Raw genomic sequence first — 16244 nt, 5'->3', positions numbered from 1 at the left:
CCTTCGAGTCTCGCCCGAACCCAAGGTTATGTCACGACGGCGGGGGATCAGTCCCGGAATTCGAAAGGAAATTCGGTCGGCTCGGACTTCACTGCGTCTTCCGTTCCGCCATCCATTCGGAGACGGTCACGAAGCGGCAGCCCTTGGATTTCAGGAATCGGACGGCTTCCTGGAAGTCGGCGAAGCGGGGGTCGTCCCACTGGTCGGCGTGGCCCTGGATGGCGATGTAGTCCCTGGTCTTGCCGACGGCCTCGTAGCGCTCCTTCACGAAGGCGGGGTTGGGGTGGAAGATCGGCTTCTCCAGCTCCATCCGGCGTTCGATGATGATCTTGGACGTCTTCGCCGGGGGCTTCGGCGCGTAGAAGAAGACGACCTTGATCTCGGGGACTTCTTCGAGAGCCTGGAAGGTGTCGGCGTCCGTCCCGCTGTAGTGCGGGCCGAAGGCCGTGTACGGCTGGCCGAAGCGGAGTTTCGCCAGTTCCTGACCGCGCGTCAGGGCCTTGCGCTGGAGGTCGTAGCCGGAGCCCTCGAACTCCCCCTTGTGGGTGGCGTCGTGGGGGTACTTGGCGTCGTAGCCGTGGTGCCAGAACTCGATCGTCCCCTTCGCGGCGAGGTCTTTCACCCAGGCGTTGAACTTGGGGTCTTCTTTCTCCAGCGGGCCGTTGATAATCCCGAAATTGGCCTTCAATCCCTCGGCCTGAAGGAAGTCGACGACGCGCTGCCAGCGCGGGGTGATGCGGGACAGATCGTCCAGCTTGAGCATCACGACCGGCGGGGGCGGCTCCGCGCTGAAGACGGTCGCCGACGTCACCCCGACGGCGAACAGAAAGGCAAGAAGACGCTGCATCGGAAGCTCTCTTTCCAAGTAGGAGGCTACTGCGCGGGAGCCCGCGCCAGGATCGCGGCGAACGCCGGCGAACGTCGGGCGGCGGCGAGGCGGGGGTCGGTCTCCAGCTCCAGGCGTTTGGGCGGGGCGCCGCCGGCGTCGTAGACCTTGCCGAGCGCCTGGATTGAAGCCTCGACCAGACGGGCCGCGAGGGGATCAAAGGTCTCGGCGAGTTGCGAGCACGACCGAGCCTTGGCGAGCCAGGCGGCGGAATCAACCGGGTCGAAGGCGGCGAGGCGTTCGGCCTCGGCGATCGCCTCGTCCCGACGCCCGGCCTGGAGGAGCAGGCCGATGCGAGCCGTCGCGACGCGGGGGGCGACGTACGGCGGGGCCTTCCAGATGACCGAGGCATCTTCCACGGCGGTCGTCGCGAGGCGGCAGACCTCCAGCTCCTCGATGACGCCGTTGGTCCGCTCGATCCCGTAGATCGGGAGCCCGTCCAACTTCCCCGCGGATCGAAGGTCGTTCAGCAGGGTTTGCGCCTCCTCCAGGAACGGGATCGCCGCGGCGTGCGCGAGCCGATCCGTCTCGACGCCCGCGCGATTGACGAGGGCGTCGATCAGGTCGAGCTTGCGCTGGACGTCCTCCGGGTCGTGGGCGGCCCAGCGGCGGGCGCGATCGAGTCCGGCGTCCATCTCGGCCGCGGCGCGGGTCATGTCGCCCAGGAGCACGTCCAGCACCGCCAGGTTGTTCAGCGAGACGACGACGTTGCGAAAGGCCGGATCGTCCTCGGGCGCCCGGCCGACGGCCGCCGACCGACCGCGCCGGGCCTCGGCCGCCAGCTCCAGGTCGAGCGACCGCTGGAATCGGTCGCGGGCCGTCTTGAGGTCGCCGCGGGTCTCGGCGATCCCCCCCAGCAGGTCGAGGGCGGAGCCAAGCATCTTCTGGGACTCGTCGTCGTCGGGTTGGGCGGCGAGCCGGGCCTCGGTCATGGCGAGCATCCGTTCCAGCAGGCTGCCGGCGGCGTCGAGGTCGCCGCCCCAGTGAGCGGCGTGGCCCTGGTGTTCGAGCCCCTGAATCACGGCCAGCTCGGCGCGGGGGTCTTCGGGCGACCGTCGCCGCCAGGCTTCGGCGACGTCGAGGGCCTCCTGAAAGCAAGGTCGCGCCTGTTCCGGACGCCCGCCCCGGAGGTGGAACGAGCCCAGCCGGCGACAGGCGAGGGCGAGTTGCTCGCGGGCGTCGTCGAGCGTCGGGTCGGCGGCGAGCAGGGCGGAGGCGACGGCCCGCGAGCGTTCCATCTCGGCGACCGCCTCGTCCGTCCGGCCGAGTTCCCAGTGGACCTCGCCCAGAAGCCGATGGGCCGCCGCCCGGCTGAGGCGTGGGGCGTTGGCGTCGGAGGTCGTCACGCGGCGCAGCCCGTCGACGGCCGTCTCCAGCAGTCCCCGGCGCAGGGCGCGGGTCGCGGGGACGTCCTGCAAGGTGGTCCGGACCTGTTCCACCAGCCGCCGATTGGCGTCGAGCGCCGTCCGCGCGCTGGTCTCGGCCTGGGCTTCGGCCGCTCTGGTCGACTGGAGGGCGTCGCGAAGACGGCCGTTGTACCACCAGGCGCCGGCGGCGATCACCACCAGCGCCGCCTGAACCGCGGCCAACGCCCCGGCGAGCGCCGGGCGACGTCGCGCGGCCTTCCAGACGGCCTCCCAGAACGGCGTCGGCCGGGCGAGAATCGGCGCGCCGTCGAGGAACCGGCGGAGGTCGGCAGCCAGGTCGGCGGCCCTCGCGTAACGGCGGGTGGGATCGTCCTGGAGGCACTTCAGGCAGATCACGTCGAGGTCGCGGGGGACGCCCCGCTGCAAGGCGGACGGCGGCCGGGGATCGGGTCGGCCGGCGATCGGGAACCGGGACGTTTCGGGGAACGGCAGGCGTTGGGCGAGGGCCATGTAGAGGATCACGCCCAGAGCGTAGACGTCGACGAGCGGCCCGACGTTTCGGCCCTCGAGCTGCTCCGGGGCCATGTAGCAGGGAGTCCCCAGCAGGGCGCCCGTGCGGGTGGCCCAGGCGTCGTCCTCGGTCGCTGCTTCCTGGGCCAGCCACTTGGCGATGCCGAAATCGCCGATCTTGGGGGCGACGTCGTCGAGCGTCTCGAACGAGTCCGCGCCGGCCGTCGTGGGCTGAAGGAGGATGTTCCCCGGCTTCAGGTCGCGGTGGACGATCCCGCGGTCGTGGGCGTGCTGCACGGCGTCGGCGACCTTCGCCAGGAGCGCGGCGGCCTCCCGAGGAGTGATGGGCCTCCGCCCATGCCTCAGGACCTCCAGCAGCGACTTCCCCGCAACGTGCTCCAGCGCCAGGTAGGGGTGGCCGCCGACGTCGCCCACCTCGTAAATCTGGATGATGTTGGGATGCTGGAGCGCCGCGACGGTCTCGGCCTCGCGGCGGAAACGATGGAGGCCGCCCGGCGTCTGAACCCTCATCCTTTTCAGCGCCACGATGCGATTGAGCCGCAGGTGCCGGGCCTTGTGGACGATCCCCATCCCGCCCATTCCCAGCACGTCGAGGATCTCATATCCCGGCGGATCCGGAGGTTCGTCGGGGCGAGGAAGGCTTGTGAGCTTCGCGAGGTCGTCCGGCTCGATGTTGAGCCAGAGCCCCTTCAAGAAGGGGTTCGAGTCCTGCTCCCGCTCGGCGAGCCGCGCGGCGCACGCCGGGCAGGCCTCGACATGGGCGAAGACGGCGGCTTCCCGGTCCTCGTCGAATTCCCCGGCAGCGACGGCGGCGAGGGCCTCGTCGTCCGGGCAGGCGTCGAGAGAGGGCGACACGATCGGGTCTCCGGTAGCACCTCGAAGGGTTGCGGGAGAGGGTGGGGAGCGTCAATATCATGGGCGACTCTCAGGCCCGACGACAAGGGAGCCTTCTCGTTGACCGACGACACCACGTCCATGACGCTCCTGGATCGCGCCCGAGCCTCGGATTCCGAGGCCTGGTCGCGGCTGGTCTACCTTTACAGCCCGCTCGTCCGGCACTGGTGCGTCCGCTGGGGGTGCCCCGGCGCGGACGTCGACGACCTTGCGCAGGAGATCTTCCTGGCCGTGGCGCAGGGGCTGCCGTCGTTCCGCCGTGATCGAGCCGGCGACGGCTTCCGCGCCTGGCTGCGAACGATCGCCCGGAACAAGCGGCTGGACGCTCTCCGTCGCGGCGGCCGCACCCCGGTCGCCGAGGGGGGCACCCAGGCCGCCGTCCGGATGGCCCAGGCCCCCGATCCCAGCACCGACCTTGACGAGGACGACCCCGCCGATCAGGTCTCCGCCCTCTATCACCGAGCCCTCGAACTGGTCCGCGGCGAGTTTGAGGAGAAGACCTGGAAGACCTTCTGGAGGACGGCCGTCGATGGAATGCCCGTCGACGCCGTCGCACGCGAGATGGGCGTCGGCCCCACCGCCGTCCGTCAGGCGAAGTCGCGGATCCTCCGCCGCCTCAAGCAAGAGATCGGCGACCTGATCGATTAGGCCGCCCATCCCGCCGCGGAAAAAATCTCCTGTCACACTCCCGGAGTTAAGTGGGGAGTCGGTTGCAAACCGGTCTCTCCACACACCAGGGCGATCCGCCGCCGGGAGCGTTTATGATGTCGCCGCTCAAAGGCCTTTTCTCGTCTCCTCGCACCTCGCGTCGAGCTTCCTCGAATCGTCGCGTCCGGCTCGAAATCGAGCCCCTTGGCGAGCGCGTTCTGCTCTCGGTCACGGCGAGCCTCGACCCAACGGGCCGGCTCTCGATCGTCGGCGGCGCCGGCAACGACGACGCCCTGATCTACCCCAGCGGCGGGCTGATCTTCGTCGTCGACCGCTCTGCCGATGCCGCCCCCTACACCCCGTCGTTCTCGAACGTCACGTCGATCGATTTTCAAGGGGGCGTGGGGGACGACGCGTTCCGGAACCTAACGAGTCTCCCCTCGACGTTCACCGGCGGTCCCGGCGCCGACTTCTACATGAGCGGCACGGGCGACAACGTCCTCACCGACCACGACTCTGGCGACACGTTCCAGAACCGGGGCGCGGCCTACGCGATCAACGACCGCACGACCGGGACGCTGACGATCCAGGGCTTCACCGGGAACGACACGGCCGCGGTGAACCTCGCGGGCTGGAACGCCTATCGTCTCGACCTGAACAACGTCCGCGCCGCCGGGCTGTCCGGCTTCAACCGGATCGTCTTCAACGGCGGCGACGGCAACGACTCCTTCACCAACGCGACGAGCCTCCCGGCGACGATGAACGGCGGGCCGGGCGACGACCGGCTGATCGGCGGCGGCGGGAACGACGTCTTCCTGGGGAGCCCCGGCAGTGACGTGTACGACTCCAGCAGCCGGTCGGGCGGCTCCGACGTTTTGATCCGCAACGGCTTCCACGGCGTTCTGAACGGGGCGGGGCAGACGGTGGGGCTGGTCTCGGGGAGCCTCTCGCCGCAGGAGCTGGCGGCGAAGGGGGACTTGACGGTCTCGCGCAGCGGCGATTATCTCACCTTCAACGGACCCAGCGGGGCCGGCTTCCGGATGCGGGCGACCTGGAGTTCGTACACGGTCGGGGGCCAAAACGTCTACTACAGCATTGGACCCGTCTATCTCCAGACGGCGGCGGGGGAGATCCCGATGAGCCCCGGGATGGTCTACGTCGTCACGAACGCCTCGGCCGTGCCGGACGTCGGGGCTTATCAGGCCGCCTGGTGGCCCGGCATGGGGATCGACACGACGAGCCCCTCAAGTCCGCTCCGCACGATCGCCGACGCCACCGGCCTGGGAATCCAGCTCAACCCAGCAGGCGGGTCGATCGTCCTGGGCCTGGGATCGACGCTCAAGGCGAGCGGTCTGGATGCCCCACTCAACGACGCCGTGCCCTACTTCAGCTTCCGCGTGAGCACCGCGGCAGGCGTCCAGTTCGGCGGGACGACCGTCAAGGCGCCCGGGAACAGCATCGGCGTGCAGGCCGCCTTCGATCCCTCCGACCCCTTCCTGTTCGTCCGGATCGATCCCGAGGTCGGCAAGAACCCTCTGGAGGAGGCGGCGTTCGGCTGGTCCTCGGCCGGGCGGATCCCCTTTACTCCGAAGACGGCGGGGAGCACGATCGTCGACCCGATCTTCGGCAACGTCTACGCGATGGCCGGGATCAAGCTGGGGAACTACCCCATCAAGATCCAGGGCGAGACCGTCCTAGACCTGGACGCGAACGACGACGGCCGCATGCTGGAACTCTCCGCCGCCGACCTGGGCCGCGTGCTGCGAGGCGACCTCGACCTGGGGACGATCGCCGGCGCCCTGAGCGACGTCCGCATCGGCCTCAACGGCAAGTCGTCGCTCAGCCTGGCGCCCAAGAACAGCAACGGAAACGAACTGGCGAAGCTCTCGCTGGATCTCTCCCAGGGGTCGGTCGTCGTCACGCCTTACATGATCTACTTCCAGGCCGGCGGGTCCGATTTTTTCAAGGGGACGCCGCTCCAGGGCAAGGTCAACCTGTCGAACTACAGCGTCGAGGGGCGGGTCAACCTCCGGAGCGGCATCTGGTTCTTCGACGCCTCGTCGTCGACGGCCGGGATCAACGGGTACTCCTTCGGCCAGGTCACGCTCTCGGGGGACAGCCTGTCGAACACGATTTCCGCCAGCGCCCGGTTCTCGCCGCCGATGGGCTTGACCACGCTCGCCATGAACGGGTTCATCAACTACACCAACGGCGACTTCAGCCTGTACGCGAAAGCCTCGCTCGACATCGACGCCCAGGTCACGAAGCTGCACGCCTCGATCGAGCTGCTGGTGTGCCAGTCGGCGGGGAACTTCCGCTTCTACGCGGGGCTCTACGCGACGTTCCACCAGGACCTGGGGATCGGCTCGATCGACGGCAGTCTCTCCGCGATCATCGATCTGGGCGTCAGTTCGAGCGGGATCAAGCTCTACGGCAGTGGCTCCGTCGGGGGGTCGGCCGCCATCGACGGCCTGGGCCGCGTGGGGATCGGGTCGAGCTTCACCGTCAGCACGAAGGGCTTCACCGTCGCCCTCCCCGGCAAGCTGCCGTCGCTGTCGGTTAGCTGGTGACCTTCCCGAAGGGCGAGGCCGTCCGGCGGAGCGGCCTCGCCTGCCTTCTTTCGCATCCGGCGGTCCGCTAGACTCGGGCCGAGGCAGACTCGTCGAACCGCCGAGGAGACCGACGCATGGCCCACATCTCGCTCCCCGAGGGCGTCCCGGGCATCCGGGGCCTGATGGCCGCCTATCCCGAGGCCCAGAAGCCGCTCTGCGACATCGCCGAGGCCCTGTTGCGGGGCCCGTCGTCGCTCACGCCCGGCGAGCGCGAGACGATCGCGGCGTACGTCTCGGCCGGCAACCAGTGCAACTACTGCTGCCAGAGCCACGCCGCGGCCGCCCGCGCGCACCTGGGCGACCAGGCGGGGACCGTCGACCAGGTGATCGCCGACGCCGCCTCCGCGGAGGTCTCGCCGAAGCTGAATGCCCTGCTCGCCATCGCCGACAAGGTCCGCCGCGACGGCAAGCTGGTCACCGCCGAGGACGTCGAAAAGGCCCGCGCCGAGGGCGCCGACGACAAGGCGATCCACGACACCGTCCTGATCGCCGCCGCCTTCTGCATGTTCAACCGCTACGTCGACGGCCTGGGAACCTCATCCTCCCGCGATCCGGCCGATTACGTCGAGGGGGGCAAACGCCTCGCCCAGCAAGGTTACCACGCCCTCGACTACGCCAAGATCCGCGGGGACTGGCAGCGGCCGTCGTGACGGGGAAAGCCTGTCGAAAGTCCAACTCCCGATGAGCACCTACTCCGATGGGTGGCATGGCCACGCTCGCGTGGCCATGGATCGGCGAGGCTCATGAAGGGCTGCCGGGCTCTCGCCAGGGAGTGTGATGCAGGCTGTCCAACGGACCGTCGATCGCTTCGTCCGTCGGAATCGGCTGGCAGTCGATGTGGTAGCACTGGAAGGACCATTCCGTGGGCGGGCGGGGCGTATCGCTGTAGTAACGATCGTCGATGTGATCGAACGGAACAATCCACTCATAGCGATATGAGCAGAAATCAAGCGTCGCGACGGCGTTGTACCAGCAGAGGCGGCCCAACAAGGCCTCGAACTTCCTCACCCAGTCCGCTTCAAGGCGATACATGTTCTTGTAATCGCCCGCGAAATGGATCACGTGGTTCTCGTACTGAGCTATGCGTCGGTCCCTGGTCGCCCGAAGCGGCAGAGCCGAGAACATGTCGCGGGTGATGAACGGCCAGTCTGGATCGGACGCGGGCAGGCTCAGGATCGCGCGCCGGTTGGCCCTATAGATCCTCTTGCCCGCCGGCGAGCCCGCGTAGCCGGGCCATTCGATGTAGCCGCAAACGATAACGCCGATGCCCATCTGTGGAACCTTCGTTCGAGGGTGGCTCGGATGGAACGCCAAGCCCACTCCGACGTGGACATGATCCGGTCCCATATGTTCGCGCGGCCGTCGCCGATCGCATGCCCACGCAAGCGTGGGCATGGCACCCAGGATGGGAGTATTCCCGAGGAAGACGCCTTCGCCCGAGGTCCGGATTCAGGGCGCGGGCTTCGTTTCGACAGGCTTCTTGACCGGGTTGGAGAACGTCCAGACGTCGCTGGCGGTCTCCTTAAGGATCATGGTCGTCGAGGGGTCGGTCGGGAGGAGTCCCGACTTGCCGCGGGCGGTCACCTTCAGGGTGTGGGGGCCCGACGAGGTGGGGGTCTTCACCTTGATCGCGCAGAAGTAGCGGCGGGTGTCGCCGATGCGGGTCAGCTTCACGGGGGACTCGGTGAACTGACCGGCGCTCGCCCTGTCGGAGTCTCGGACGAAATCAACGTCGATGCGGTGGGGCGGTTCGGCGCCTTCGAGGATCACAAGACCGACGCGGACGAACATCTCCGTCCCCTTGACGATCCGGTCTCCCGGGTTGGGATCGTTCAGCTTCAGGAAGACTCCCGGAGCGTCTTCAGCCCTGGCCGCAAAGCCGCCGGCGACCGACAGGAGGATGCAGGCGATCATACGCGTCATGGGTGTCTTCCTCCGTCCGACGGATCGAGCTTGCCGATTCACGGAAGATAACTCGAAGGAAGCGCCGTCGGAACGCCGGTCTTTGACAAGTCTTCCACGCTTCGACTCGCCTTGGTTAATCGTCCCAATACATCTTGACGACTCGACGAATTTCACCTGACTTGAAATAGACCCACCGCATCTCAAAGTCGCAAGTGTCGTCGTCCCGATCGCTGTAGGTCCACAGCATCCCGCCATCGGCCTGCGGAACCTTCTGCAAGGGTCGTCCGAGAATCGCCTCCACCTCGTCGGCGCTCATTCCCTCTCGCAGCGAGGCGAATTTGGCCTCGCTGAATCCCGGCGCGTAGTAGGTCGGACCGCAGCGAAGGAAGAGAAACCAGAAGACGAAAAGCGCGGGGAGGAACGGGATCAATGCGACGACCAGAACGAATGAGCTCGACGTCCGAGGGGCAGTCCGAGTCGGCTGCTCAAGGTTCGACATTCCAGCGTCCCCACCCGTGGCCTTGTGCAAGACCGTCGCCGATCGCATATCCACGCAAGCGTGGACTTGACGACCAAACAAGATAACGCGCGGAACCTCGCCGTCGGAACGCCGGTCTTTGACAAGTCAAGGAAATTCGTTACTATGTCGGATTCAATCCGCCGACGAGGGCGTCGCGGCCCGGGTCAGGCAGGGTTTTGGCTAGGTAGGTTGGTTGGGTAAGCGGACGGAACATGGAGATGATGCGGCCATGACTGAGATGATGACCACGGACGTCCGCGCGATCATGGATCGCACGCCATTCGACGTGTCGGCCGTCGCCGACCTGCGCGAGCTGCTCAACCGCGACCCCTCGCGTTACCGGACGCTCCGCGACGCCGTCACCACGATCCGGGACCGCGAGAAGAAGGCCAGCCCCACGCCGGAGGGGAGCCTGCGGCTGGGCGTCGGCGAGGTGCTGCTGGGCCGTTACGCGGCCGGTCTGGACAACCTGAAGCGGGCGGGCGAGCAGGGCATGGCCCTGTATTTCCAGGGGCTCGCCTACGAGAACCTCCAGAAGTACCAGGAAGCGGCCGACGCCTTCGGCCAGTCGGCCAAGCTGGGCTACGACGCCAAGAATTCGGAGCTGCGCCGCGCCGGCGCCCTGCGTCGCCTGGGCCAGCTCGACGAGGCCAACGGCAAGTCCGAGGAAGGTGCCTCCAAGATCGCCGAGGCCAAGAAGCTGCTCGCCGGTCTGGAAAAGACGGTCGGCTCGTCCGCCGAGTACCACTTCCAGCGCGGGGCGATCCTGGCCGCCGAGGGCGAGCTGGAACTGGCCTCCGCCGAACTGGAGAAGGCCCTCAGCCTGGACCGCGACCACAACGGGGCCCTCTTTGAGCTGGCCTACATCAACGACCTGTACGGCAACGACGACGCCGCCGTCGACTTCTACAAGCGATGCACCGAGCGTCCTCCCGTCCCGCTGGCCGCCTGGATCAACCTGGGCGTCCTGTACGAGGACGAGATGAAGTTCCGCGACGCCGAGCAGTGCTACCGGCACGTCCTGGAATACGAGCCCAACCACCCCCGCGCCCGGCTGTTCGTCAAGGACTGCCAGGCCAGCAAGGGGATGTACTACGACGAGGAAGCCGAAAAGGGCTACACCGTCCTCAAGCAGTTGCTGGAGATCCCGGTCACCGACTTCGAGCTGTCGGTCCGCAGCCGCAACTGCCTCCGCAAGATGAACATCCGGACGCTCGGCGACCTCACCCGGACGACCGAGGCGGCGCTGCTGGCCTCCAAGAATTTCGGCGAAACCTCGCTGTCCGAAATCAAGGAGATGATGCGGTCCAAGGGCGTCCGCCTGGGCATGGCCCTGGAAGGCCCCGAGCGCGGCGGCCACGGCGGCGACCCCCGCAACGAGCCCGCCCAGGAAGTCTCGCCCGAACTGCAGGCGATGCTCAACAAACCGATCAGCGAGCTGAGCCTCTCCGTCCGGGCCCGCAAGTGCATGAGCAAGCTGAATCTCCAGACCGTCGGCGATCTCGCCAAGCGGTCCGGCGACGACCTGCTGGAATGCAAGAACTTCGGCGTCACCTCGCTCAACGAGGTCCGCGACAAGCTCTCCGCCCTGGGCCTGAAGCTCAAAAACGACTGACGGAGGCTTTCTGTGGGCTGGGGCCTCGAACCCAGCCCACGTTTCTCCGATTCCGGGGCCGTAACGGCCTTCCCCCCTCGCGGGGGAAGGTGCCCCGAAGGGGCGGATGAGGGGGGAGGTCCAGGGGCCTGCGGCACCCAAACCTCCTCGCCAACCGACGCCGGCCGCCCCTCATTCGGTCTGCGGCTGCCTCCCCGCTCAAGGGGAGGAAAAGGCCGATTCGCATCGACTTCCATGAGCTGTCCGACGACCAGCGCGTCCGACGCCGGTCGCCCCCTCATCCGGCCCTTCGGGCCACCTTCCCCCGCGACGGGGGAAGTCCGTTAAGGTCTCGGATGTGAAACTGCGAGATTCCCCGTTGACCCCCGACCCCGCCCTGCAAGCCCCGCCGCGTCCCGTCCGGTACACGGCGGAAGCGCGCGACGCCGGTTCGGCCGCGAGGGCGGGGAGGCTCGACACGCCACACGGGTCGGTTGAGACGCCCGTCTTCATGCCGGTCGGGACGCTGGCCTCGATCAAGGGGCTCACGCCCGACCAGGTCCGGGCGACGGGCTCACGGATGATCCTCGCCAACACGTACCACCTGGCCCTCCGGCCCGGCGAGGAGACCGTCGCCGCGCTCGGCGGCCTGCACAAGTTCATGGCCTGGGACGGCCCGATTCTGACCGACTCCGGCGGCTTCCAGGTCTTCAGCCTGGCCGACCGCGCCAAGATCACCGACAAGGGCGCCTCGTTCCGATCCCACCTCGACGGCCGCCTGCTGGAACTCACCCCCGAACGCGCCGTGGCCATCCAGGAGGCCCTCGGCGCGGACGTCGCCATGTGCCTCGACCAGTGCCCGGCCCTGCCGGCGGAAAAGGTCGACATCGAGCGGGCCGTGAATCGCACGATCGCCTGGGCCGCCCGCTGCAAGGCGGCGAAGACTCGACCCGATCAGGCGCTCTTCGGCATCGTCCAGGGGGGCTCGCACGAAGACCTGCGGGCCCGATGCGCGGCCGAGCTGGTCGCGATGGACTTCGACGGCTATGCGGTCGGCGGCGTGAGCGTCGGCGAGAGCCGAGATGAGGTCCGCCGGGCGCTCGACGTCTCGGTCCACCGGCTGCCGGAAGACCGCCCTCGCTACCTGATGGGCGTCGGCCGGCCGCAGGACCTGCTGGACGCGGTCCTTGCCGGGATCGACATGTTCGACTGCGTGATGCCGACCCGCAACGGCCGCAACGCCACCTGCTTCACGGACGCCGGGCAGGTCAAGCTCCGCAACGCGGCCCACGCCCGCGACCCCCGGCCGCTGGAGGAAGGGTGCGACTGCCTGGCCTGCACGAAGTTCTCGCGGGCCTACCTGCGGCATCTTTTTTTGGCCAAGGAGATGCTGGGCCCGATCCTGGCCTCGATCCACAACCTGGCCTACTTGCAGCGCCTCACACGCCGGATGCGCGAAGCGATATGCGAGGGGCGATTCGTCCAGTTGCGGTTGGACGTTCTTGAAGCCCTGGGACCCTAGTCGTTAGAGTGCAGGGATTACGCCCGCCGGCCCCGACCCTTTTGGACCCGTTGATGATGTCTGGTTTGTTCGACGCGATCGGCCCTCTTTTGTTCGCCCAGGACGCGGGCGGCCAGGCCAACACCTGGTCGACGATCCTGTTCTTCCTGCCGCTGCCGCTGCTGTTCTATTTCATGATCTACCTTCCCCAGAAGGAGCAGGAAAAGAAGCGGCGGACGATGATCGAGGCTCTGAAGAAGAACGATCGGGTCGTCACGGCCGGAGGGATCTACGGCGCCATCGTCTCGATCGACTCGACGACCGGTCAGGTCGTCCTGCGGATCGACGACGAGAAGGGAGTCCGCATGAAGGTCGACCGGGGGAGCATCGTCCGGGTGGTGGAGTCGGAGTGACGCGTGATCCGCGACCGGACGCCGGCGTTTTTCGTCCCCTCTCCCGCCGGGAGAGGGCAGCCGCGCAGCGGCGGGTGAGGGTCGTGGGATTTCGGAGGGCGCGTTGGTCTCGCGAACCGTAAACCCAGGCTTCGCTTACGGTCCGACGACCCTCACCCGGCCCTCCGGGCCACCCTCTCCCGGCGGGAGAGGGGACCAGGATCAGCTTCACGGCCCGAAAGACAGACTTCCCAGTTTGAATTAACCACGATCCGACACTCGTTTTCGCCGACCATGGACCGCGGTCGGCCGCCGCCTGCGGGGCTTGAGGAACGCCGATGAACAAGTTGTTGAACTGGAAGAGCGCCTTGATCGTGGGATCGACCCTCCTGGGGTTGATCGCATTGTATCCGCCGGAGAAGAAGCTCAAGCTGGGCATCGACCTCTCCGGGGGGACGATCCTGGTGTACGAGGTCGCCAAGGAGAGCGCCTCGGCCAAGAACTTCAACATGCAGGAGCTGATTGCGGCCCTGAAACAGCGGGCGGATCCCCAGGGCGTCAAGGAGACGCCGATCCGCAGCGTCGGCGGCAACCGGATCGAGATCATCCTCCCCAAGGCCAGCCCGGAGGAGGTTGAAGAGGTCAAGAGCATGCTGACGGACGTCGGCTCGCTCGAGTTCCGGATCCTCGCCAACCGCAAGCACGACTCCGAGGCGACCTCCCGCGCCCTGGGCCCCGGCGGCCTGGCCAAGCCCCCCGCCCGGTACAAGTGGGCCCGGCTGGGCGAGGTCTCCAGCGGGACCAACCCCCAGTTCACCGAGAAGTCCATCACCGACGCCAAGCAGAACTGGAAGCGCGACCTCTACGCCGGTGTGGAAGTGGTCGTCTCCGGCAAGGATTCGACCGGGGCCGAGAAGCGGCTGGCGATCCCCATCGAGCGGAACTCGGCCGACACCCTCACCCTGACCGAGCCCCACAACCTGGCGTCGATCGCCTCTTACGAGGTGGCGTACAACCCCAGCCAGATCCGCGGCGGCGACCCGACCCGCCCCATGCCCTCGGACCCGATCATCCGCGAGGAGAAGGTGTCTGAAGGCCGGACCGAGATCTACATCCTCTGCGTCGAGGACCGCCAGGACGTCACCGGCAAGTTCCTCTCCCGCGCCTACGCGGCGCAGGACGAGCGGCTCCAGCCGGCCGTCGGCTTCCAGTTCAACCGGACCGGCGCCCGCAAGTTCGGCCAGTTGACCCGCGAGCACCTCCCCGAAGAAGGCGACGCCTTCCGGTACCAGCTTGCGATTCTGCTCGACAACCTGGTGATGTCCGCGCCGTCGATCAACTCGGAGATCCGCGACTCGGGGATCATCGAAGGGGGCGGCCAGGGCTTCAAGGCCAAGGAAGTCGATCACCTCATCAACATCCTCCAGGCCGGCAGCCTGCCGGCGAGCCTCAACCCGACTCCCCTCCAGGAAGAGAACGTCGGGCCGACGCTCGGCGAAGACTCGATCGCCAAGGGCTGGCGGGCCATCTGGGTCTCGATGCTGATCGTGCCCATCTTCATGATCTGGTATTACCGCTTCGCCGGCGTGGTCGCCGTCATCGCGCTGATCGCCAACATGATCCTGCTGATCGGCTCGATGGCCTTCATCCAGGCCACGTTCTCGCTGCCGGGCCTCGCCGGGCTGGCGCTGACGATCGGCATGGCCGTCGACGCCAACGTGCTCGTCTTCGAGCGCATGCGGGAAGAGAAGGAGAAGGGCGCCAGCCTGTCGCAGCAGATCCGCAACGGCTTCAACCGAGCCTGGGTGACGATCTTCGACTCGCACGTCACCAACCTGCTGGCCGCGATCGTGCTCTACGCCGTGGGGACCGAGGAGGTCAAGGGCTTCGCCCTCACGATGATCCTGGGCATGCTCTGGAACCTGTTCACGGCCGTCTTCATGTCGCGGTTCATCTTTGAGGCCGCCTACTCGCAGGGCTGGCTCAAGGAGTTGCACTTCCGCAAGCTCTGGGACAAGACGAACATCGACTTCGTCGGCCCCCGGTACTACTGCATGGCCGTGTCGATGATCCTGATCCTGCTGGGCCTGGCGGCGTTCTTCGCCCGCGGCCGGACGATGTACAACATCGACTTCACCGGCGGCACCCTGGTCACCATCCGGCTGAACGAGGCCGACGCCACGGTCAAGAGCCTGTCGGACAGCCAGCGGACCGAGTTCGTCCGCGAGAAGGCCGGCGTGCTCCCCGACGTGACGATCGAGAGCCTCCGCGTCAGCCACGAGGGGGCTGAGAAGGCCGCCCGGTTCAACATCCGGACGACCGATCAGGACCCCGTCCAGGTGAAGAACAAGATCATCGAGGCGTTCGGCCCGTCGCTCGCCAAGATCGACATGACCGTCGGCGCCGAGAAGGCGATCGCGGGCGCCCCGGCCGACGCCAAATCGACCACGCCCTCGCTGGCCGCCCGGTTCGCCGGAGGCCGCGAGTACGAGCTGTCGTTCAACACCACGTCGTTCAACAGCACTCAGAAGCCGGCGGAGGTCGTCGCGGCAGAGTTCGCCCGCGTGCTCGACGCCGCCAAGATCGCCAACCCGACCTCGCGGTTCGAGATCGTCCCCCTCGGTTCGGCCGACAAGGCGGCCGTCGGCGGCACCAAGCTGCTGCTCCGTACCGACCTGGAGCCCGACGCCGCCAAGACGCTGCTCGCCTCGCTGAAGGACTCGCTGGCGAACAACCGCGACATGCTCTTCGAGCGGATCGCCAACTTCGGCAGCACGGTCGCCTCGGAAACCCGGACGCTGGCCCTCATCGCCACCGTGGCGAGCTGGGTGATCATCGTCGCCTACCTCTGGTGGCGGTTCCACTCGTTCACCTACGGCCTGGCCGCGGTGCTCGCCGTTGTCCACGACGTGCTGATCACCCTGGGCGCCATCGCCGTCAGCTACTGGCTGGCCTTGATCCCGGGCTTCAACTCGCTGCTCATGATCGACCAGTTCAAGATCGACCTGCCGATCGTCGCGGCGTTCCTGACGCTCATCGGCTTCTCGGTCAACGACACGATCGTCATCTTCGACCGCATCCGGGAGATCAAGGGGAAGACCCCCCACCTGACCCCCAAGCTGGTCAACGACGCCATCAACCAGACCCTCAGCCGCACGATCCTGACGTCGCTGACGGCCTGGCTCGTCGTGCTGGTCCTCTACGTCCTGGGCGGCGAGGGCCTGCACGGCTTCGCCTTCGCCCTGGTCGTCGGCTTCCTCAGCGGCACATACAGCACGGTCTACATCGCCACGCCGATCCTCATCGACTGGATCGGCCACGAGGAAGCGTCCCCCAGCGCCGCTTCCAAGCCCGGCGACAAGTCGGCCGTCGCCTCCCGCCTGAGCTGAGCTGA

At 67.4% G+C, this 16244-nt stretch carries 12 protein-coding genes; 7 read left to right on the top strand and 5 right to left on the bottom strand.

The genetic code is table 11. The features are described from left to right. Window positions 1–88: 88 nt before the first annotated feature. Both G5C50_RS25335 and G5C50_RS25330 read right to left on the bottom strand, forming a co-directional pair. Window positions 89–847, bottom strand: a complete 759-nt coding sequence (locus tag G5C50_RS25335; RefSeq protein WP_165073767.1) for a DUF2334 domain-containing protein — start codon at window positions 845–847, stop codon at window positions 89–91. Between the two features lie 26 nt (window positions 848–873). Beyond that, window positions 874–3639, bottom strand: a complete 2766-nt coding sequence (locus tag G5C50_RS25330; protein WP_165073766.1) for a protein kinase domain-containing protein — start codon at window positions 3637–3639, stop codon at window positions 874–876. Window positions 3640–3738: 99 nt separating this feature from the next. On the opposite strand from G5C50_RS25330, the gene G5C50_RS25325 reads away from it, so the two are divergent. From G5C50_RS25325 to G5C50_RS25315, 3 genes are all read left to right on the top strand, one after another. Further along, window positions 3739–4326, top strand: a complete 588-nt coding sequence (locus tag G5C50_RS25325; protein ID WP_240907359.1) for an RNA polymerase sigma factor — start codon at window positions 3739–3741, stop codon at window positions 4324–4326. A gap of 116 nt (window positions 4327–4442) precedes the next feature. Further along, window positions 4443–6896 (top strand): calcium-binding protein, encoded by a 2454-nt coding sequence (locus G5C50_RS25320; RefSeq protein WP_165073765.1) that lies wholly within the window; start codon window positions 4443–4445, stop codon window positions 6894–6896. A gap of 116 nt (window positions 6897–7012) precedes the next feature. Continuing rightward, window positions 7013–7588: a carboxymuconolactone decarboxylase family protein gene (locus tag G5C50_RS25315; protein ID WP_165073764.1), complete on the top strand. Its 576-nt coding sequence runs from the start codon at window positions 7013–7015 to the stop codon at window positions 7586–7588. A gap of 91 nt (window positions 7589–7679) precedes the next feature. Here the strand turns inward: G5C50_RS25315 and G5C50_RS25310 are convergent, their stop codons facing one another. The 3 genes from G5C50_RS25310 to G5C50_RS25300 form a co-directional block, all read right to left on the bottom strand. Further along, window positions 7680–8210, bottom strand: coding sequence for a hypothetical protein (locus tag G5C50_RS25310; RefSeq protein WP_165073763.1), 531 nt, complete (start codon window positions 8208–8210; stop codon window positions 7680–7682). A 177-nt stretch (window positions 8211–8387) separates the two neighbouring features. Next, window positions 8388–8861 (bottom strand): hypothetical protein, encoded by a 474-nt coding sequence (locus G5C50_RS25305; protein ID WP_165073762.1) that lies wholly within the window; start codon window positions 8859–8861, stop codon window positions 8388–8390. A 115-nt stretch (window positions 8862–8976) separates the two neighbouring features. Continuing rightward, the gene (locus G5C50_RS25300) at window positions 8977–9342 is read right to left on the bottom strand and encodes a hypothetical protein (protein ID WP_165073761.1); all 366 of its coding nucleotides are present in this window, start codon (window positions 9340–9342) and stop codon (window positions 8977–8979) included. Between the two features lie 250 nt (window positions 9343–9592). Between G5C50_RS25300 and G5C50_RS25295 the strand changes: the two genes are divergently transcribed. The 4 genes from G5C50_RS25295 to secD all read left to right on the top strand — a co-directional run bounded on the left by G5C50_RS25295 (window position 9593) and on the right by secD (window position 16239). Further along, window positions 9593–10978 (top strand): DNA-directed RNA polymerase subunit alpha C-terminal domain-containing protein, encoded by a 1386-nt coding sequence (locus G5C50_RS25295; RefSeq protein ID WP_165073760.1) that lies wholly within the window; start codon window positions 9593–9595, stop codon window positions 10976–10978. A gap of 358 nt (window positions 10979–11336) precedes the next feature. Beyond that, the gene (gene tgt / locus G5C50_RS25290; protein WP_240907358.1) at window positions 11337–12479 is read left to right on the top strand and encodes a tRNA guanosine(34) transglycosylase Tgt; all 1143 of its coding nucleotides are present in this window, start codon (window positions 11337–11339) and stop codon (window positions 12477–12479) included. A gap of 56 nt (window positions 12480–12535) precedes the next feature. Then, window positions 12536–12871 carry a preprotein translocase subunit YajC gene (gene yajC, locus G5C50_RS25285; protein ID WP_206107848.1) on the top strand — a complete coding sequence of 112 codons (336 nt, stop codon included), beginning with the start codon at window positions 12536–12538 and terminating at the stop codon, window positions 12869–12871. Window positions 12872–13188: 317 nt separating this feature from the next. Continuing rightward, entirely contained in the window at window positions 13189–16239 is a 3051-nt protein-coding gene (secD, locus tag G5C50_RS25280; RefSeq protein ID WP_165073758.1) for a protein translocase subunit SecD, read from the top strand. Window positions 16240–16244: the final 5 nt, after the last annotated feature.

Source organism: Paludisphaera rhizosphaerae (assembly GCF_011065895.1).
Taxonomy (GTDB): domain Bacteria; phylum Planctomycetota; class Planctomycetia; order Isosphaerales; family Isosphaeraceae; genus Paludisphaera; species Paludisphaera rhizosphaerae.
This window is presented reverse-complemented; position numbering and strand designations above follow the sequence as displayed.

Bases quoted from the DNA above. Each gene is read 5' to 3' on its own strand.
- G5C50_RS25335 (WP_165073767.1), bottom strand. From the start codon at position 847: ATGCAGCGTCTTCTTGCCTTTCTGTTCGCCGTCGGGGTGACGTCGGCG.
- G5C50_RS25320 (WP_165073765.1), top strand. From the start codon at position 4,443: ATGTCGCCGCTCAAAGGCCTTTTCTCGTCTCCTCGCACCTCGCGTCGA.
- G5C50_RS25315 (WP_165073764.1), top strand. From the start codon at position 7,013: ATGGCCCACATCTCGCTCCCCGAGGGCGTCCCGGGCATCCGGGGCCTG.
- G5C50_RS25310 (WP_165073763.1), bottom strand. From the start codon at position 8,210: ATGGGCATCGGCGTTATCGTTTGCGGCTACATCGAATGGCCCGGCTAC.
- G5C50_RS25305 (WP_165073762.1), bottom strand. From the start codon at position 8,861: ATGACGCGTATGATCGCCTGCATCCTCCTGTCGGTCGCCGGCGGCTTT.
- G5C50_RS25300 (WP_165073761.1), bottom strand. From the start codon at position 9,342: ATGTCGAACCTTGAGCAGCCGACTCGGACTGCCCCTCGGACGTCGAGC.
- G5C50_RS25295 (WP_165073760.1), top strand. From the start codon at position 9,593: ATGACTGAGATGATGACCACGGACGTCCGCGCGATCATGGATCGCACG.
- yajC (WP_206107848.1), top strand. From the start codon at position 12,536: ATGTCTGGTTTGTTCGACGCGATCGGCCCTCTTTTGTTCGCCCAGGAC.
- secD (WP_165073758.1), top strand. From the start codon at position 13,189: ATGAACAAGTTGTTGAACTGGAAGAGCGCCTTGATCGTGGGATCGACC.